Below are 19802 nucleotides of genomic sequence, written 5' to 3'. Positions count from 1 at the left end.
GGATGTACTTAGAATGAAGGTGGTGCCAGCATGGCTGAAGGGAAAAATGAGTTTTGGGAATGGACAAAAGCACTGTTGATCGCAGTCGGGCTTGCAGCTCTTATCCGTTATTTTATTTTTGCGCCGATTGTCGTCGATGGACTTTCGATGATGCCGACGCTTGAAAGTGGAGATCGTATGATTGTCAACAAACTCGGCGATCCGGATCGTTTGGATATCGTCGTTTTTCATGCGCCGGAAAATAAAGATTACATAAAACGGGTGATTGGGCTTCCGGGCGAAACAGTTGAGTATAAAGATGATGTTTTATATGTGGATGGCAAAGTAATCGATGAACCTTATTTAGATGAATATAAAAGCGAAGTAACCGATGGTCCGCTCACACCGGACTTTACACTCGCTGAAATTACCGGCCAGGAAACGGTGCCGGAAGGTGAAATTTTTGTGCTCGGCGACAACCGGCGTTTCAGTAAAGATGGACGCCACATTGGCACGATTAAAATAGATGAAATTGTTGGTGAAACGAAATTAGTCTACTGGCCGTTTGATCAGATTCATCTAGTAGACTAAACGGACAGAAAGGAATGTGTTCGCTTGACGATTCAATGGTTTCCCGGCCATATGGCCAAAGCAAGACGGCAGGTAACAGAAAAATTGAAGCTCGTTGATATTATTTTTGAGCTTGTTGATGCGCGTCTGCCGTTGTCTTCACGCAATCCGATGATTGATGAAATTTTAAATCAAAAACCACGGCTCGTCATTCTAAATAAAGAGGATATGGCAGACCCAGCGATAACAAAAGAATGGATCGCTTATTTTAAAGAGCACGGTATTGAATCGGTTTCCGTCAATTCACAAGCCGGCAATGGGCTCGATAAAATAGTGAAAGCGGCCGAAAACATTTTAAAAGAAAAATTCGATCGTATGCGCGCGCGGGGTATAAAGCCGCGTGCGATGAGAGCAATGATTGTCGGCATTCCTAACGTTGGAAAGTCGACGCTTATTAACCGTATAGCGAAGAAAAACATTGCCAAAACCGGAAATATGCCAGGTGTGACGAAAGCGCAGCAGTGGATCAAAACGGCAAGAAATTTGGAGCTCCTTGATACGCCGGGTATTTTATGGCCGAAGTTCGAGGATCCTGAAACCGGCTTTAAGCTGGCTTTAACCGGGGCGATTAAAGATTCGATTTTAAACTTGCAGGACGTTGCCATTTGGGGTTTGCGATTTCTTGAAAGCCGGTATCCGTCCCATTTAGAAGAAAGATATGGCTATACAGAGCTGCCGGATGATATGGCAGTTGTATTTGAACAAATTGGGGAACGGCGTGGATGTTTATCCTCGGGAGGCGGCGTAGATTACGACAAAGTCACAGATATTATTATCCGTGATGTACGCACAACGCAATTTGGCCGTCTTACATTTGATATTCCACCAAAAAAAGCGTGAAGGCCCTCCTTCGCGTTTTTTTGTGAAAAAAAAGTCCGGAGTGCCGATAATAAACGTAAGGAGCAAAGTGGAAATGAAAAACGAAACGATTGCCCAGATAAAGGAACAACTTCAATTGGTGACAACGCTTGAAGACGAGCGTCTTATTCATTGGGCTCTTGATCATCGAAACGGTGTTCAAGCAGCTGTTAAAGCATGTAAACGCCGCATTCAAAAAAAGAGTGAGGAGCAGGAAAGGCTGCATCAAATGATGTCCTATGAACGAAAAGCAATGAAGCAGGGAAAGCAGCTTATTGCCGGCATTGACGAGGCGGGAAGAGGACCGCTTGCAGGGCCGGTTGTGGCCGCCGCCTGTATATTGCCGGAAGGGTTTTTGCCGGAAGGGTTAAATGATTCAAAAAAAGTAAAAGAATCTGTCCGGGAAGAATTGTACACGCTCATTACTGAAAAAGCGACAATTGGAGTGGGTATTGTCAGCTCGGAGGAAATTGATGAAATAAATATTTACGAAGCAGCAAAAAAAGCAATGGTTCTCGCTGTGAATGCTCTCACGGAACAGCCGGATCATTTGCTTGTTGATGCAATGACACTTCCTCTAAACATCAGTCAGGAATCAATTATAAAAGGAGATGCGAAAAGCGCCTCCATCGCTGCAGCCTCCATCATTGCTAAAGTAACGCGCGACCGGCTTATGAAACAATACGCAAGTGAATATCCCGGATACGGCTTTGAGAAAAACATGGGGTATGGAACGAAAGAACATTTAATTGGGCTGCAAACAATCGGCATTACACCGCAGCACCGTAAAACGTTTGCACCAATAAAAGATATGATTTAATTGATACAGCATAAAGCGGGGTGAAGAAGCATGGAGATCGGACAACAGGCTATACAAAGAGGGGTAAGAGTGCAGCAAGGGAGAAATCCAATTGACATATTAAAAGAAGGGCAAGTCTTTTCCGGTAAAGCCATCAAGCTTTTGCCAGGGCAAATGGCGGAGCTTGCCGCCCTTGGACAAAAAATAACAGCTCAGTTGGAAGTGCCGCTGCAAATGGGGGAGCGGTATTTTTTTCAAGTGGCCTCTCTTAATAAAGGGGTTCGGCTCAATGTTCTGACAGACTATGCCCTGAGCCGGAGGTCTGCAGACCAAGCATCCGTGCTGCTTGAAAAGCTGCAGATTCCGCCGACAAAAGAAAACATCGCCTTTACGACAGTGGTACTTGAAAATGGAAAAACGCTTTCTAAAGAGCTTATTCAAACAGTGTCAGGATGGCTTGGGAAATCCGGATTAGCGGACGGAACAGAAGCACTTCGTTTTATGATGAGCCGCAATTTGCCAATGACCGAAAATGTTTTTCAAGCGCTTGTAGCAGCACGTTCAACGGATTCGATGACAGGAAAAATGGTTTCCCTGCAGCAGATGCTTCCACGAAACAATGTTGACCAAACAGGTGCTTCCATGGCCATTAGCCGGCTGTTTGGCGATAGATCTTTCAGTGCCCACAGTTTTCAAGGCAGTTCAAATGAAAAAGCGGTCCAGCTCGCCTTAGCTCTGCAAAGTCCAAATCCGTCAGTAAAAGCAGCAGCTATTGGAATGCTTCAGCAAGCGACAGCGTCTGGCGCTGTTACGACAGCTGAAAGTGTAGAAGAATCGCTCGCTGCTATCGTAAAGAATATCCCGGTAACAAATAGTAGTTCGAATGGAGCGGCTGCACCTGTTCACATGATGAAGGAGGCACTTGTCCAGCTTGTCAGCCATCCTGCGTCAACAGAAGCAGCAGCGGTGTTTAAAGAAGCAGTATCCTTATCGATTCCACCTCGGCATCCAGACCGCCTGTTGATGATGCAGCAAGCGGCCCAGCTGACAGGTGAAATGAAAAAGGACCAGCTGCCTGACGCAAAAATGGCGGCATCGTTGTTTCAGCTTGCTTCCTCAGCTGCTGCATCCATTCCTGATCAAGCTGCTGTACGGATAGCCATGCTTCTTGGAATAGAAACCCTTTCGTTTCAGGAACCAACGGCAGGTGGGTCATTACGCGATGCGTTTCGCTTTCTTGGACTAGATCACGAAGCGATGATTGCATCGAAAAATGGACCGGAAGCCATGCCGCAGACAGTCAAGCAGGAATTGATTAAACTGATGGCGGAAACGATGCCTGCGCCGGTCAGAGAAGCAGCGGAGCAGCTGGTCGGCCGTCTGAACGCCCAGCATATTTTATCGGCTGACTCTGGCCCGCTGCAGCAGCTTGTTATGCAGTCTCCTCTTCAATTTGGTGAGTTTAGAGGAGATGTCACGATCAAATGGCAGGGAAAGAAAAAAGCAGACGGGAAAATTGATGCTGATTTTTGTCGAGTTTTATTTTATGTGGAAATGCCAAATTTACGAAACACGGTGATTGATATGCAAGTGCAAAATCGGATCGTGCATGTCAATATTATGGCAGAGACACCTAGTCCTCTTTTGAAGAAATTAAGTGTTCCGGCATTTGACTCTTTGAAAGAAGCACTTGAAGGAAGCGGATACCGGCTGTCAGGTGTTCATTTCAAAGAACAACCGTCCCAGCAGGGTGGTGAGGAGCAATCAAAGCCGCCCCTTGCCCGCATTATGGACGATAACGGCTACACGGAGGTGGATATTCGTATATGAATCAGCCAATCCGCAAACAGGCAGCCGCGCTGTCTTATAACCCGGATTCAACGGGGGCGCCAATTGTAAAAGCAAAAGGAAAAGGGCTTATTGCTGATCAAATTATCGAATCAGCAAAAGAAAACAATATTCCGATTCAAGAAGACCCCGGGCTTGTTGAACTGCTCAGCCAGCTTGAGATAAATGAAGCGATTCCAGAAGATCTATACCAGGCGGTTGCCGAAGTATTTGCCTTCGTATACCGTCTCGACCGGCGCCTTGATAAATAAACATTGTAAGCGTTTTGCAGAAATTCTCCGTTCTTGAAAAAAAGAGCGGTTTTTTTATGTTCAAAAACTGGACATCATTTCGTTTTTTCTCTACAATGAAGTCGCAGTCTGTTTTGTTATGAGACTATGTTTTGAGATCGATAGGAGGCTGGAAGATGAATATTCATGAGTATCAAGGGAAAGAAGTTCTCAGAAGCTACGGCGTTGCCGTGCCGAATGGGAAGGTTGCATTTTCCGTTGAAGAAGCGGTTGAAGCAGCGAAAGAACTTGGCACAGCAGTAAACGTTGTCAAAGCACAGATTCATGCGGGCGGCCGCGGAAAAGCGGGCGGAGTTAAGGTCGCAAAGAATCTCGATGAAGTACGTACATATGCAGAAGAAATTCTCGGCAAAGTATTGGTCACGCACCAAACAGGTCCTGAAGGCAAAGAAGTAAAGCGCCTTCTTATTGAAGAAGGATGCGATATTAAAAAAGAATACTATATTGGTCTTGTCCTTGACCGAGCTACTTCTCAAGTTGTTTTAATGGCATCTGAAGAAGGTGGAACGGAAATTGAAGAGGTGGCAGAAGCAACGCCTGAAAAAATCTTCAAAGAGTACATTGATCCAGTAACAGGTCTTAGCCCGTACCAGGCTCGCCGAGTTGCTTTCAACATCAACATTCCGAAAGAGCTTGTTGGACAGGCAGTGAAATTCATGATGAGCCTTTACACAGCATTTGTGGAAAAAGACTGCTCAATTGCTGAAATCAATCCGCTTGTTGTAACAGGCGACGGCAAAGTAATGGCACTTGATGCAAAATTAAACTTTGATTCAAATGCCTTGTACCGCCATAAAGACATTTTGGAATACCGTGATCTCGATGAAGAAGATGAAAAAGAAATCGAAGCATCTAAATATGACCTTAGCTATATTTCACTCGGCGGAAACATCGGCTGTATGGTAAATGGCGCTGGTCTTGCGATGGCTACGATGGATATTATCAAGCATTACGGCGGCGACCCGGCTAACTTCCTTGATGTTGGCGGCGGCGCAACAGCTGAAAAAGTAACGGAAGCGTTTAAAATTATCCTTTCCGATGAAAATGTAAAAGGAATTTTCGTTAACATTTTCGGCGGTATTATGAAATGTGACGTCATTGCTACAGGTGTTGTAGAAGCTGCGAAGCAAGTAAGCTTATCTGTACCGCTCGTTGTTCGTTTAGAAGGAACGAATGTAGATGCAGGTAAAGAAATCTTGAATCAGTCAGGACTTGACATTGTTTCCGCGGATTCAATGGCAGATGGCGCACAAAAAATCGTTAGTCTCGTAAAATAATCAGGATGTTGACAATAGAAAGGCAGGTACAGGCATGAGTGTATTTATTAATAAAGATACAAAGGTAATTGTTCAAGGTATTACGGGCGCTACTGCCCTTTTCCATACAAAACAAATGCTTGAATACGGCACGAAAATCGTCGGCGGTGTCACACCTGGAAAAGGCGGCACTGAAGTGGAAGGTGTACCGGTATTTAATACATTGGCGGAAGCAGTAAAAGAAACTGGCGCAAACGCTTCAGTTATTTACGTCCCTGCTCCATTTGCAGCGGATGCGATTTTGGAAGCGGTTGATGCGGATCTTGATTTGGCCATTTGTATTACAGAGCATATTCCAGTGCTTGATATGGTCAAAGTAAAAAGATACATGCAAGGAAAGAAAACACGTCTCGTTGGACCGAACTGCCCGGGCGTCATCACACCGGATGAGTGCAAAATCGGTATCATGCCAGGCTACATTCATACGAAAGGCCATGTCGGCGTTGTATCACGCTCCGGCACGCTTACGTATGAAGCGGTTCACCAGCTTACACAGGCAGGCATTGGCCAATCTACTGCTGTCGGCATAGGCGGTGATCCAGTTAACGGAACGGACTTTATCGATGTATTAAAAGCATTCAATGAAGATCCAGAAACCAAAGCGGTCATTATGATCGGTGAAATTGGCGGTACTGCCGAAGAGGAAGCGGCTGAATGGGTAAAAGCAAATATGACTAAACCGGTTGTTGGCTTTATCGGTGGCCGCACAGCACCTCCAGGAAAACGCATGGGCCATGCCGGTGCAATTATTTCAGGCGGTAAAGGAACAGCAGATGAAAAAATTCGCGTTATGAACGAATGTGGCATTCAAGTAGCGGAAACGCCATCTGTTATGGGTGAAACGTTAATTAAGGTGCTTGAAGAAAAAGGACTTTTGGAAGAATGTAAAACACATTAATGATAAATGGACGCCTGATCCAATCAGGCGTCTCATTTTGTTTCAATTAAAGGAGGGAAATGAACATGGATGAAACAACAAAATGGCTGTTAAAGCTGCAATATTGCCCGGGGATTAGCTGGAAAGATCAGTATTTATTATTTAAACAAGATCCTGATTTAGAAAAAATTTCCTGTATGACAAAGGCAGAATATGCTCAGATCACCGGACGATCCGCTCAACAAGCAGACCTCATTTTACAAAAGCTTCACTCTTTATCATTCAACCATCTGTATTCTTCATTAATGAAGTCCTCATCGACCTTTATTCCAATATATGATAAGAAGTACCCTAAACAGTTGAAACGGCTTCCACAGCCTCCGTGGGGCTTGTTTGCAATGGGGGATGTGAACTTATTGAAAACAGAAAATATGCTTGCTGTTGTAGGAGCCCGAAATGGTGATCAATATGGAAAAGAAGCACTTCAATCGATTATTCCATTTTTAATAGAAAAAAAGATTTCGATTGTCAGCGGGCTTGCGAGGGGGATTGATGCATTCTCACATGAATTGGCTTTGCAGGCAGGCGGTAAGGCAATTGCTGTTATCGCAGGCGGATTTGGGCACTTTTACCCTCGTGAAAATATACAACTTGCTCAACGAATTTCAAAAGAAGGATTAATTTTATCGGAATATGCACCGGAAAAAAGGCCGGAAAAATGGCAGTTTCCAGCCCGGAATCGAATTGTCAGCGGCTTGTCTAAAGGTGTGCTTGTTGTTCAGGCAGCGAAAAAAAGTGGATCACTTATTACAGCTGCCTTTGCGTTAGAGCAGGGAATTGATGTTTTTGCGGTGCCGGGACCTATTACACACCCGCTTTCCGAGGGTGTTCATTCGCTCATTGCAGATGGAGCCAAAATCGTTCATTGTGCCGACGATATTTTAATGGAATTTCAGCAGGAATAAAAAAACTTTTTACGAAAACAGTTGCAATTTCTGTCAATATCATATAAATTTTGCAACAGAATGATTTTGCAGAACATGTCCTGTTTTGTAACATATAGAGAACAAAAATGAATAATGTAAAAGAGAAACGTTTGACAAACAAGCGGCATCCGCATAATAATATGTCTAATTATTCATTTTACCTCTCGGGGGAGGCTTTATTTTATGTCAGATTATTTAGTAATAGTGGAATCCCCGGCGAAAGCGAAGACGATTGAACGCTATCTCGGGAAGAAATACAAAGTGCGCGCATCAATGGGACATATTCGGGACTTGCCGAAAAGCCAAATGGGCGTTGATACGGAAAATAGCTACGATCCAAAATACATTACGATCCGCGGCAAAGGACCCGTTTTAAAAGAATTAAAAACCGCTGCGAAAAAAGCGAAAAAAATCTATCTTGCAGCTGACCCGGATCGTGAAGGGGAAGCCATCGCCTGGCATTTGGCCCATTCATTAAACATTGATACGTCGTCTGACTGCCGGGTTGTCTTTAATGAAATTACAAAAGATGCAATTAAGGAGTCCTTTAAGCACCCACGTCCGATTAATATGGATCTTGTAGATGCCCAGCAGGCACGTCGCATTCTAGACCGGCTTGTCGGCTATAACATCAGCCCATTACTATGGAAGAAAGTGAAAAAAGGACTTAGTGCCGGCCGTGTTCAGTCAGTAGCGCTTCGTCTTGTCATTGATCGTGAAAATGAAATTAAAGCATTCATTCCGGAAGAATATTGGACGATCGAAGCCGAATTTACAAAAGGCCGTGACACATTTAGTGCTGCTTTTTATGGTTTAAATGGTAAAAAAGAAAAGCTGACGTCAGAAGCAGATGTAAAAAAAGTGTTAGCTGCTATTAATGGCAATCAATTTTCAGTGGATTCTGTTACAAAAAAAGAACGGCGCCGAAATCCAGCAGCTCCTTTTACAACATCCTCACTTCAGCAGGAAGCAGCCCGAAAATTAAACTTTAGGGCCAAAAAGACAATGATGCTTGCCCAGCAGTTGTATGAAGGGATTGACCTTGGAAAAGAAGGTACGGTCGGTTTGATTACGTATATGCGGACAGATTCTACACGAGTGTCAGAAGTAGCCCAGTCAGAAAGCCTTGACTACATCGTTTCTCAATACGGGAAAGACTACGCAAAAGAGCAGGGACAGAAAAAAGAAACAAAAAAACCAAATGCACAGGATGCGCACGAAGCGATCCGGCCAACTAGTACGCTGCGTGAACCATCTGCACTAAAAGACTTTTTATCACGCGATCAGCTTCGTCTTTACAAGCTCATTTGGGAACGGTTCATCGCCAGCCAAATGGCCGCTGCAGTAATGGATACAGTCAGTGCGGATATTGTGAATGGGGACGTCATGTTCCGAGCGACAGGATCAAAGGTGAAATTTCAAGGTTTTATGAAAGTGTACGTTGAAGGCTCAGATGATGCGAAAGAAGAAAAAGAAAATTTTCTTCCAAATCTCGAAAACGGGGATGAGGTACAGTCAGGAGACCTTGATCCGAAGCAGCACTTTACACAGCCGCCGCCACGCTATACGGAAGCCCGTCTTGTGAAAACACTGGAAGAGCTGGGCATCGGGCGCCCATCCACGTATGCGCCAACACTTGATACGATTCAAAAACGCGGCTATGTGGCACTTGATAATAAACGGTTTGTCCCAACGGAACTTGGGACTATCGTTCATGAATTGATGGTCGAGTTTTTTGCTGATATTATCGACGTTGAATTTACCGTGAAAATGGAACGTGACCTTGATAGCGTAGAAGATGGCATAAAAGAATGGGTAGCGGTCATTGATGAGTTTTACAAAGGCTTTGAGGGTCACTTGGAAAAAGCCGAAAAAGAAATGGAGCAGGTAGAAATAAAAGATGAACCTGCTGGTGAAGACTGTGAAAAGTGCGGGCATGAAATGGTTTTTAAAATGGGCCGTTATGGAAAATTTATGGCGTGCAGTAATTTTCCTGAATGCCGGAACACAAAAGCGATCGTCAAAGAAATCGGCGTAAAATGCCCGAAATGTGCTGAGGGTAATATAATAGAAAGAAAAAGTAAAAAACGGCGTATTTTTTATGGATGCGATCGGTTTCCAGAATGTGATTTTCTTTCATGGGATAAACCAATTGAACGTCCGTGTCCGAAATGTGCAAAGCTGCTTGTTGAGAAAAAGCTTAAAAAAGGTGTACAGATTCAATGTACAGAATGCGATTATAAAGAAGAGCCGCAATCGTAACCGTAAAACCGTCTGATTTTTACTAAAACAGACGGTTTTTTGATTTATTAAAAAACATTTTTCTTTTTTTATAAAGGCGGGTAGTGTACAATGCTTAATGGACATATATAGGTACGTACCTTTAAAGCAGGGGGAACAAATATGAATCAATCAATTAATGTAATTGGAGCTGGACTTGCTGGAAGTGAGGCCGCTTTTCAAATTGCAGAACGCGGTCTGCAGGTCCGCTTGTATGAAATGCGCCCGGTAAAGCAAACACCAGCCCATCACACGGATAAATTTGCTGAACTCGTCTGCAGCAACTCGCTGCGCGCGAATGGACTGACAAATGCGGTGGGTGTTTTAAAAGAAGAAATGCGCCGCTTGAATTCTGTTATTATCAGTTCAGCTGATGCCTGTGCCGTGCCGGCTGGCGGCGCACTCGCTGTTGACCGTCATGAATTTGCGGGACATGTAACAGAGCGGGTGAAAAATCATCCGAATGTAACGGTCATCAATGAGGAAGTAACCGAGATTCCAGAAGGCATTACTGTTATTGCAACAGGACCGTTAACAACGAGCGGCCTTGCTGAAAAAATTCAGGCGCTGACTGGCGAAGATTATTTATATTTTTATGATGCTGCAGCACCAATTATTGAAAAAGACAGCATTAATATGGATGTGGCGTATTTAAAGTCGCGGTATGACAAAGGAGAAGCCGCCTATTTAAACTGCCCGATGAATGAAGAAGAGTTTGATCGTTTTTATGAAGCGCTCATTGCTGCGGAAACAGTGCCGCTAAAAGAATTTGAAAAAGAGATTTTCTTCGAAGGCTGCATGCCGATTGAAGTGATGGCCAGCCGGGGCAAAAAAACAATGCTGTTCGGCCCGATGAAGCCGGTCGGTCTTGAAGATCCACGTACAGGGAAGCGGCCATATGCGGTCGTTCAGCTTCGTCAGGATAACGCAGCTGGAACACTTTATAACATTGTTGGTTTTCAGACACATTTAAAATGGGGACCGCAAAAAGAAGTACTTCAGCTTATTCCTGGTCTTGAAAATATTGAAATTGTCCGATACGGTGTTATGCACCGCAATACGTTTATTAACTCGCCAAAAGCGCTGCTGTCGACGTATCAGCTGAAAGAGCGCCCGAATTTGTTTTTTGCCGGGCAAATGACAGGAGTAGAAGGATATGTGGAATCGGCAGCAAGTGGTTTAATGGCCGGCATAAACGCAGCAAGACTTGCATTGGGGCAAGAACCTGTTACGGCACCACAGGAAACAGCCATTGGCGGAATGGCGCACTACATTACGCACGCCTCGCCGGATAACTTTCAGCCAATGAACGCAAACTTTGGCTTGTTTCCAGCATTGCCGATGAAAATTAAAGGGAAAAAGGAACGGTACGAAGCGCTTGCTGAGCGTGCATTAGAAACAATTCAAACTTTTTCGAAAAGTTTGTAAATTTATTGCGGGGGCTGCTAACATGTGTTATCATTTAGTAGCCCTTTTATGAGGTGGGGAAATGTCTAAACTTTTCAAAAATTATACACATTCCTATTTTGCATATTTGCAAATTGAAAAAAACAACTCTGTTCACACGGTGAAAAGTTATCGTGATGACCTGGAGCACTTTTTTATGTTTATGGACGAACAGCAGATAGCGGATTTGACGGATGTCACACACCAGACAGCTCGTTTATACTTAACGCGGCTTCACGAAAAGAAAATGGCCCGTGCCTCTGTTTCCCGAAAAATATCCGCCATCCGCGGGTTTTACCGTTTTTTAATGAGGGAACAAGTGGTGGAAGAAAATCCTTTTTTGCTTGTCCACCGCCCAAAAGGAACGAAAAAACTCCCTTCTTTTTTTTATGAAGAAGAAATACGGGAATTATTTGAAACGGTTGAAGGGCCAGACCTCCTTTCTATTCGAAACCGCGCACTGCTTGAAATTTTATATGGAACAGGTATCCGGGTGAGTGAATGTGCGGGCCTTGCACTTACAGACCTTGATGCGCACCTCGGCATCCTGCTCGTACATGGAAAAGGCGGCAAAGAGCGTTATGTCCCATATGGCAGCTTTGCCGCCGAAGCGGTGGAAAATTATGTGCAAAACAGCAGGGCAATGTTAATGAAAAAACTAGATCATAACAAGCTGTTCGTTAATTTTAGAGGTGCCCCGATTACCACAGGCGGCATTCGTCATATTTTAAATGGATTAATCCAAAAAGCATCGTTATCAGGGAAAATTCATCCGCATATGTTAAGGCATACTTTTGCGACGCATATGTTAAATAACGGAGCGGATATGAGAACCGTGCAGGAACTGCTCGGACATGCCAGCCTGTCGTCTACTCAAATGTATACACATATTACGAAAGAGCATTTGCAGCACACATACCGGAATCATCATCCACGCGCGTAAAGGAGAGATAATAAGTGGGAGAATTTCACGCGACAACGATATTTGCAGTAAAGCATAACGGCTCATCCGCTATAGCAGGCGATGGGCAGGTGACGTTCGGAAATGCCGTCGTCATGAAACATACAGCGAAAAAAGTACGCCGTCTTTTTAATGGAAAAGTGGTAGCTGGCTTTGCAGGTTCTGTTGCGGATGCATTTACACTGTTTGAATTGTTTGAGAAAAAGCTGAATGAATACAGCGGCAATCTTCAGAGGGCGGCTGTTGAGCTTGCAAAAGAGTGGCGCACAGATAAAATGCTTCGCCGTTTAGAAGCCATGCTGATTGTGATGGATAAGGACAATTTGCTGCTTGTTTCTGGAACGGGTGAAGTCATTGAACCGGATGACGGAATTCTGGCGATTGGATCAGGAGGCAATTATGCATTGTCGGCAGGACGGGCATTAAAGCAGTATGCTGTTCAATTATCAGCAGCGGAAATTGCAGAAGCTGCATTGAAAACAGCGGCGGATATATGTGTGTATACGAACCATAATATTATTGTGGAAGAATTGCAGTGAGGAGTGGGAAAATGAAGCCGAATGCCATGAATATGACGCCTCGTCAAATTGTTGAGCGCTTGGATCAATATATAGTTGGACAAAAAGAAGCGAAAAAAGCCGTTGCTGTTGCACTGCGTAACCGCTATCGCCGGAGTTTGTTGGATGATACAATTCGCGATGAAATTATTCCGAAAAACATGCTGATGATCGGGCCAACAGGAGTTGGGAAAACTGAAATTGCACGACGTATGGCGAAGCTTGCAGGTGCACCGTTTATTAAAGTGGAGGCAACCAAGTTTACGGAAGTTGGTTATGTGGGCCGCGATGTAGAATCAATGGTGCGGGATTTAGCTGAAACGGCTGTCCGGCTCGTCAAAGAAGAGAAAATGGATGATGTACGTGAACCGGCAAAAAAAGCTGCAAACCGCCGCCTTGTTGAATTACTCGTCCCGTCACGTAAAAAAGGAGCATCGGTGAAAAACCCATTTGAAATGCTTTTTGGGGGCAGCACCGGCCAGCAGGAAGAACAGGAAGAGCCAGCGGAAGATACGTCTATTTTTGAAAAGCGGCGTTTAATTGAGCAAAAACTCGCAGCTGGCGAGCTGGAAAATGAAGTGATTACAGTTGAAGTGGAAGAACAGCCTCCTTCTATGTTCGATTTATTTCAAGGTTCAGGGATGGAGCAAATGGGCATGAACATGCAGGATGCACTTGGCGGCCTTATGCCCAAAAAGAAAAAGAAGAAAAAACTGACAGTGAAAGACGCGCGCCCTGTTTTAGAACAGGAAGAAGCGCAAAAGCTGATCGACATGGATGAAGTAACACAAGAAGCGGTCAGACGGGCTGAACAAACCGGTATTATTTTTATTGATGAAGTGGATAAAATTGCGGTGAAAGGCGGAGCTCAGTCAGGAGCAAATGTCTCGCGCGAAGGTGTCCAGCGTGATATTTTACCGATTGTGGAAGGATCAACAATCGTAACAAAATACGGGACCGTGAAAACCGATTATATTTTATTTATCGCCGCGGGAGCATTTCATATGTCAAAGCCATCGGATTTAATTCCAGAGCTGCAAGGCCGCTTTCCGATTCGGGTTGAGCTGGAAAAATTATCAACGGACGATTTTGTTCGTATTTTAGTGGAGCCGGATAATGCGCTTTTAAAACAGTACAAAGCATTGCTTGAAACAGAGGACATCCGAATCGATTTTACTGAAGAAGCTGTTCAGCGCCTTGCTGAAATTGCCTTTCATGTGAATAGTGAAACCGATAATATTGGGGCGCGCCGTCTTCATACCATTATGGAGAAGCTGCTTGAAGATCTATCGTTTGAAGCGCCGGATGTTACAATGGAGCAAATCACAATCACACCACAATATGTAGATGAAAAATTATCTGCGATTTCAAAAAACAAAGACTTAAGTGAATTTATTTTATAATCAATCGGAGGAACCACAACATGAATCTTTTAGCGAAAACAAGGAAAATAAACAAAATGCTGCAAAATGCAGCGGGTAAAACAGTAAACTTTAAAGAAATGGCTGAATCTCTTTCTGAAGTGATTGAAGCAAATATTTTTGTCGTCAGCCGCCGTGGCAAATTGCTTGGATTCGGTGTAAACCAGCAAATTGAAAATGAACGAATGAAGCAAATGCTTGTGGAGCGTCAATTTCCTGAGCGATACACAAAAAACTTATTCAATATAACGGAAACATCATCAAATTTGGATGTAAACAGCGAATACACAGCATTTCCGGTTGAAAATAAAGAATTATTTCAAAGCGGCTTAACGACAATTGTTCCTATTGTAGGTGCTGGTGAACGCCTTGGAACACTTGTATTAGCTCGTCTAGAGGAGCAATTTCATGATGATGATTTAATTTTGGCGGAATACGGTGCGACCGTTGTTGGAATGGAAATTTTGCGTGAAAAAGCAGAAGAGATGCAGGAAGAGGCACGCAGCAAAGCAGTTGTTCAAATGGCGATCAGTTCCCTTTCTTATAGTGAGCTCGAAGCCATTGAACATATTTTTGAAGAGCTCGATGGAAAAGAAGGACTGCTTGTGGCCTCGAAAATTGCAGACCGTGTTGGCATTACCCGTTCAGTTATTGTAAATGCACTTCGAAAACTCGAAAGTGCTGGTGTCATTGAATCGCGTTCACTTGGAATGAAGGGCACGTATATTAAAGTATTAAATAATAAATTTTTGATGGAATTGGAAAAATTGAAATCTAACTAATTTTAAGGTATCGGCGGAATTATTTATTCCGCCGGTACCTTTTTTATATACTTTTTTGTACAAAAGTTGACAGCAATGTATAATACTTATAGGAATATGACAAATTACTCCCTGTATTGATAAGATATGAAATTTTTTTGTTATTTTTGTTAAGATACATGTCGAAAAATGACTTTTATGTTATATTTCTTTAAGTACATAATTATTAAATTAAGAATTTTAAAAATGGAGTGGTTGAATTGAACCTCTTTTCAAGTTCAATAACCTCGTTGGAACGAGGTTTGGATTACGCATCATTAAAACAAAAAACAATCGCAAATAATATTGCAAATGTTGATACCCCGAATTACAAAGCCAAAGAAGTGGGTTTTAAGAAAATGTTGGAAAATAGTAAAAATGATTTTCAAAATAACCGGACAGACAGCAGGCATTTTGATTTTTCGGTGCAGTCAAATAGCACAGTAATGACTGTACGAAATATGTCCTACAATGAAAGTGGTAATAGTGTAGATTTAGACACCGAGATGTCAAAAATGGCTGAAAATCAAATTTACTACAATGCGTTGACAGATCGGCTGAGTTCCAAATATTCTTCTTTAACAAACATCATTAAAGGAGGCAGATAAATATGTTTAACGGCATGAATATTACTGCATCTGCTTTGACGGCTCAACGGCTTCGAATGGATGTTGTTTCATCAAATATGGCAAACGCTGAGTCTACGAGAGCTAAACTGGTCGATGGAGAATGGCAGCCTTATCAGCGTAAATCAGTCGTTTTGCAACCGAAAGGAAATTCCTTTTCAAGCTTTTTACAAATGGCAGCAAATCGCCAGGAAGCGGGGAGTGGGGTAAAAGTCACGAAAATTGTTGAGGATACAGAAACACCGAACAAATTAATTTATGATCCTGAACATCCGGATGCAAACGAAGAAGGGTACGTTAATATGCCAAATGTAGATCCGTTACGTGAAATGGTGGACTTAATGAGTACGACCCGTTCTTATGAAGCGAATGTAACTGTCTTTAATGCATCGAAGGCAATGATGACAAAAGCTCTTGAAATTGGGAAATAAGGAGAGAAAATAAATGGCGATAGAAGCACTAAATGCTGTTTCTTCAGCAATGATAGAATCCAGCAGTGTGAAAAAGACAGCGACGCCTTATGAATCTCAGCAAAAATTTGCCGATTTTTTAAAAGATTCATTGAATGGCGTTATGAAGACAGAAGCGGAGTCCAATTCATTAACAACAAAAATGATTAATGGGGAAAATGTTGATATTCACCAAGTTATGGCGGCAGCCCAAAAATCAGGAGTCACGATGCAGTTAACGCTGGAAGTCCGTAATAAAGCAATAGAAGCGTATCAGGAAATCATGCGAATGCAAATGTAATGTCTGAGGCATTGAAGTGACCGGGGGATTGTAATGAACGAAAATTTAAAACAGCAGCTTGCAAGAATAAAAGAATATTGGAACACTCGATCAAAAAAACAAAAAGTGATTGGAACGACACTCTTTGCCCTTTTCGTTCTTTCTTTGTCACTAATCGTTTTTTTTACAACAAGAACAACGATGGCTCCGCTCTACAGTGAACTATCGCCCTCTGAAATCGGTGCGGTAAAAGAAAATCTGGATGGACGGGGCATTCCGTATGAAATTACAGAAGGAGGGACAGGCATTCTCGTTCCGGAAGAGTCTGTCGACACCTTAAAAGTAGATTTAGCAGCAGAAGGGCTTCCTCAATCCGGAACAATTGATTATAGCTTTTTCAGCCAAAACGCCGGATTTGGTATGACAGATAATGAGTTTAATGTCTTGAAGCTTGATGCGATGCAGACAGAACTTGGAACACTCATTCAGGGAATTGAAGGGGTAAAAGACGCAAATGTCATGATTAACCTTCCCCAAGAGCAAATTTTTGTTACAGAAGAAGCCGAACAGGCATCTGCATCAGTTGTATTGAACACGGAGCCTGGTTATCAATTTGATGAAAAACAAATTAAATCACTTTATCATTTAGTATCAAAAAGTGTGCCAAACCTTCCTGTTGATAATATCGTCATTATGAACCAAAACTTTGAGTATTTTGATCTTGCTGGTGCAGGAAGCAGTTCAGGAGATTCATTTGAACAGCAAATAGCTGTGAAAAAGCAAGTAGAACGGGATGTTCAGCGCCAAGTTCAAAGTATGTTAGGTACACTGATGGGTGCTGACAAGGTTGTTGCAACTGTTACAGCTGATATAGACTTTACCCAGGAAAACCGGGAAGAAAACCTCGTAGAACCAGTTGATGAAGAAAATATGGAAGGCATTCAAATTAGCGCCCAGCGAATTACCGAAACATATACAGGTGATGCAGCAGGCGCAGGCGGGATTCCTCAGGCAGAAGATGCGGGGGATACGGCGACCTATCTTGAAGGAACGACAGGCACCGGCGACTACGAGCGGTCAGAAGAGACAATCAATAATGAAGTCAATCGAATCCGTCGTGAAATTACTGAAAGTCCATATAAAATTCGTGACCTCGGCATTCAGGTTATGGTTGAACCGCCGACACCGGATGATCCTGATTCAATGCCTGACCAAAGCGTAGAAGATATTCAACAATTGCTTGGGAATATTGTCAGAACGTCTGTTGATGAGAGCTACAATGCTGATTTGACTGATCAGGCACTTGAAGAAAAAATTACTGTTTCGGTTCAGGAGCTAAACGGGAAAGTGACATTTGAGGAAGAACCTGCTTCTTCTATTCCGTGGTGGGTATACCTCATTGGCGGTATTCTGATCGTAATTATTGGTGTGTTAATCTTCATGATGGTAAGAAGACGTCGAGCAGAAGAGGAAGAAGAATTTGAAGAAGAACTTGAAGAAGAGATAGAAGAATTGCTGAATGAAACAGAAAGCAGTACACGACGTAAGCAGCTGGAAAAAATGGCGAAAGAAAAGCCTGAAGAATTCGCAAAGCTGCTTCGCACATGGCTGTCTGAGGAATAGGAGAGATTAGATGGCTGCACGCGAGAAAAAACTGACTGGAAAACAAAAAGCCGCGATCCTGCTTATTTCTCTCGGACCGGATTATTCTGCTTCAGTTTATAAGCATTTATCGGAAGAAGAGATCGAACGGCTGACACTGGAAATTTCCAGTGTGAAAAAAGTGGATACGGATGTAAAAGAAGAAATATTTGAAGAGTTTCATAATATTGCGCTCGCACAGGATTATATTTCCCAAGGCGGAATTGGCTATGCAAAAACGGTACTTGAAAAAGCGCTTGGACAAGATCAGGCGCAAAATATTATTAACCGTTTAACGTCGTCATTACAGGTTCGCCCATTTGACTTTGCGCGCCGGGCGGACGCTGCGCAGATATTGAATTTTATTCAAAATGAACATCCGCAGACGATTGCCCTTATTCTTTCTTATCTGGATCCACAGCAGGCGGGGCAGATTTTGTCTGAATTACCGCAGGAAGTTCAGGCGGATATTGCCAAAAGAATTGCGATCATGGACAGTACATCGCCTGAAATCATTAACGAAGTCGAAGCGATTTTGGAGCGGAAATTAAGCTCGACTGTGACACAGGACTATACGCAAACTGGCGGTGTCGAAGCTGTGGTCGAAGTGTTGAATGGCGTAGATCGTTCAACTGAAAAAACGATTCTCGATGCCCTCGAAATACAAGATCCCGAACTTGCGGAAGAAATCAAAAAGCGCATGTTTGTCTTCGAAGACATTGTTACACTTGATAATCGGTCCATTCAGCGTGTTATTCGCGACTGTGAAAATGAAGATTTGCTGCTGTCGCTAAAAGTGTCCAGCGAAGAAGTGAAGGAAGTTGTTTTCCGAAATATGTCACAGCGTATGGTTGAAACTTTTAAAGAAGAAATGGAATATATGGGTCCCGTTCGGCTTCGTGATGTTGAAGAAGCGCAGTCCCGAATTGTTGCAGCAATCCGCCGCCTAGAGGAAACCGGTGAAATTATTATCGCCCGCGGTGGAGGAGATGATATTATTGTCTAATTTTGAACGAGATGGGTTTCCAAACGCGAATGAGAACCCAAAGCGAGTTATCGAAATAAAGCCTTTTTATGTAAATAATGAACATGAAGAAAAAGCCGTTCCTGATTTTTCAAAAGAACGGTCAATGTTGATTGAAGAAGCGAATCACCAGGCAAAAGCCATTATTAAGCAAGCGAAGGATCAAAAGCAGCAAATCATGTTGGAAGCATCAAACTGGCAGCAGCAATGGGAACAAGAAAAAGAACGGCTACAGCTTGAAGCGTATGAACAAGCTTTCCAGCAAGGAGCGCAGGAAGGCCGGGAAGCTGGCTATCAGGAAACAAGGGCGCTGATCGATGAAGCAAGGTCAATCGTCAATTCATCAAAAGTTGAATACGAAAAAAATGTCGAACGATCGGAACGTACAATTGTGGAGCTTGCCATCATTTGTGCCGAAAAGATTCTTCGTTCAGAACTGCAAAAAGACGATGAGTCGTTTATAGGTATAGTCCGCTCGGCATTAAAAGAAGTAAGGAATCAAAAAGAAGTGCAAATACATGTGCATCCCGGAAGATATGAATTAGTGATTTCTCAAAAAGATGAAATCGAAGCCCTTTTTCCAAGTGAAATAAATTGTTATATCTTCCCTAATGAAGAAGCGGACGAAAATACTTGTTTTATTGAAACGTCAAATGGCCGAATTGATGCAGGAATTGACACACAGCTGCACCAGCTTCGCAAAACGCTTCTTCAATTATTGGAGAGTGAGTAAA

The 19802-nt window shown here is 43.1% G+C and carries 20 protein-coding genes; all 20 read left to right on the top strand.

Annotation, left to right across the window (positions count from 1 at the left end):
* The first annotated feature begins 30 nt into the window (after positions 1-30).
* The 20 genes from lepB (at position 31) to fliH (ending at position 19801) form a co-directional block, all read left to right on the top strand.
* A complete protein-coding gene (gene lepB, locus BA724_RS14640) occupies positions 31-570 on the top strand; it encodes a signal peptidase I (RefSeq protein WP_069939420.1) in 540 nt (179 codons plus the stop codon).
* 24 nt (positions 571-594) lie between these two features.
* A complete protein-coding gene (gene ylqF, locus BA724_RS14635; RefSeq protein WP_069939419.1) occupies positions 595-1449 on the top strand; it encodes a ribosome biogenesis GTPase YlqF in 855 nt (284 codons plus the stop codon).
* 73 nt (positions 1450-1522) lie between these two features.
* Positions 1523-2287: a ribonuclease HII gene (locus BA724_RS14630; protein WP_069939418.1), complete on the top strand. Its 765-nt coding sequence runs from the start codon at positions 1523-1525 to the stop codon at positions 2285-2287.
* A gap of 30 nt (positions 2288-2317) precedes the next feature.
* Positions 2318-4096: a hypothetical protein gene (locus BA724_RS14625; protein ID WP_141719957.1), complete on the top strand. Its 1779-nt coding sequence runs from the start codon at positions 2318-2320 to the stop codon at positions 4094-4096.
* Positions 4093-4365 carry an EscU/YscU/HrcU family type III secretion system export apparatus switch protein gene (locus BA724_RS14620; protein ID WP_069939416.1) on the top strand — a complete coding sequence of 91 codons (273 nt, stop codon included), beginning with the start codon at positions 4093-4095 and terminating at the stop codon, positions 4363-4365. The genes BA724_RS14625 and BA724_RS14620 overlap by 4 nt, the downstream gene beginning before the upstream one ends.
* A 155-nt stretch (positions 4366-4520) precedes the next feature.
* Positions 4521-5681, top strand: coding sequence for an ADP-forming succinate--CoA ligase subunit beta (sucC, locus tag BA724_RS14615; RefSeq protein ID WP_069939415.1), 1161 nt, complete (start codon positions 4521-4523; stop codon positions 5679-5681).
* A gap of 34 nt (positions 5682-5715) precedes the next feature.
* On the top strand, positions 5716-6618 hold the full coding sequence (gene sucD, locus BA724_RS14610) for a succinate--CoA ligase subunit alpha (protein ID WP_069939414.1): 903 nt from the start codon (positions 5716-5718) through the stop codon (positions 6616-6618).
* Between the two features lie 65 nt (positions 6619-6683).
* A complete protein-coding gene (gene dprA, locus BA724_RS14605; protein ID WP_069939413.1) occupies positions 6684-7562 on the top strand; it encodes a DNA-processing protein DprA in 879 nt (292 codons plus the stop codon).
* A gap of 204 nt (positions 7563-7766) precedes the next feature.
* Positions 7767-9845 (top strand): type I DNA topoisomerase, encoded by a 2079-nt coding sequence (topA, locus tag BA724_RS14600; RefSeq protein WP_069939412.1) that lies wholly within the window; start codon positions 7767-7769, stop codon positions 9843-9845.
* A gap of 141 nt (positions 9846-9986) precedes the next feature.
* Positions 9987-11291: an FADH(2)-oxidizing methylenetetrahydrofolate--tRNA-(uracil(54)-C(5))-methyltransferase TrmFO gene (trmFO, locus tag BA724_RS14595; RefSeq protein ID WP_069939411.1), complete on the top strand. Its 1305-nt coding sequence runs from the start codon at positions 9987-9989 to the stop codon at positions 11289-11291.
* A gap of 61 nt (positions 11292-11352) precedes the next feature.
* On the top strand, positions 11353-12252 hold the full coding sequence (xerC, locus tag BA724_RS14590) for a tyrosine recombinase XerC (protein ID WP_069939410.1): 900 nt from the start codon (positions 11353-11355) through the stop codon (positions 12250-12252).
* A gap of 14 nt (positions 12253-12266) precedes the next feature.
* A complete protein-coding gene (gene hslV / locus BA724_RS14585; protein ID WP_069939409.1) occupies positions 12267-12809 on the top strand; it encodes an ATP-dependent protease subunit HslV in 543 nt (180 codons plus the stop codon).
* A 26-nt stretch (positions 12810-12835) separates the two neighbouring features.
* Positions 12836-14230 (top strand): ATP-dependent protease ATPase subunit HslU, encoded by a 1395-nt coding sequence (hslU, locus tag BA724_RS14580; RefSeq protein ID WP_141719965.1) that lies wholly within the window; start codon positions 12836-12838, stop codon positions 14228-14230.
* Between the two features lie 20 nt (positions 14231-14250).
* Entirely contained in the window at positions 14251-15030 is a 780-nt protein-coding gene (gene codY / locus BA724_RS14575) for a GTP-sensing pleiotropic transcriptional regulator CodY (protein ID WP_069939407.1), read from the top strand.
* Positions 15031-15269: 239 nt separating this feature from the next.
* Entirely contained in the window at positions 15270-15656 is a 387-nt protein-coding gene (gene flgB / locus BA724_RS14570; protein WP_069939406.1) for a flagellar basal body rod protein FlgB, read from the top strand.
* A 2-nt stretch (positions 15657-15658) separates the two neighbouring features.
* Positions 15659-16105 carry a flagellar basal body rod protein FlgC gene (gene flgC / locus BA724_RS14565; RefSeq protein WP_069939405.1) on the top strand — a complete coding sequence of 149 codons (447 nt, stop codon included), beginning with the start codon at positions 15659-15661 and terminating at the stop codon, positions 16103-16105.
* Positions 16106-16118: 13 nt separating this feature from the next.
* A complete protein-coding gene (gene fliE / locus BA724_RS14560) occupies positions 16119-16424 on the top strand; it encodes a flagellar hook-basal body complex protein FliE (protein ID WP_069939404.1) in 306 nt (101 codons plus the stop codon).
* A gap of 33 nt (positions 16425-16457) precedes the next feature.
* Entirely contained in the window at positions 16458-18026 is a 1569-nt protein-coding gene (gene fliF, locus BA724_RS14555) for a flagellar basal-body MS-ring/collar protein FliF (RefSeq protein ID WP_069939403.1), read from the top strand.
* Positions 18027-18036: 10 nt separating this feature from the next.
* On the top strand, positions 18037-19050 hold the full coding sequence (fliG, locus tag BA724_RS14550) for a flagellar motor switch protein FliG (protein WP_069939402.1): 1014 nt from the start codon (positions 18037-18039) through the stop codon (positions 19048-19050).
* Complete coding sequence (gene fliH, locus BA724_RS14545) at positions 19043-19801, top strand: flagellar assembly protein FliH (RefSeq protein WP_169818562.1); 759 nt, start codon at positions 19043-19045, stop codon at positions 19799-19801. Before fliG ends, fliH begins: the two co-directional genes overlap by 8 nt.
* The last annotated feature ends 1 nt before the right edge of the window (position 19802 follow it).

It is taken from the genome of Domibacillus iocasae (assembly GCF_001750285.1).
GTDB lineage: Bacteria > Bacillota > Bacilli > Bacillales > Domibacillaceae > Domibacillus > Domibacillus iocasae.
Note: the sequence above shows the minus strand (reverse complement) of the source record. Positions and strands in the feature narration are given on the sequence as shown.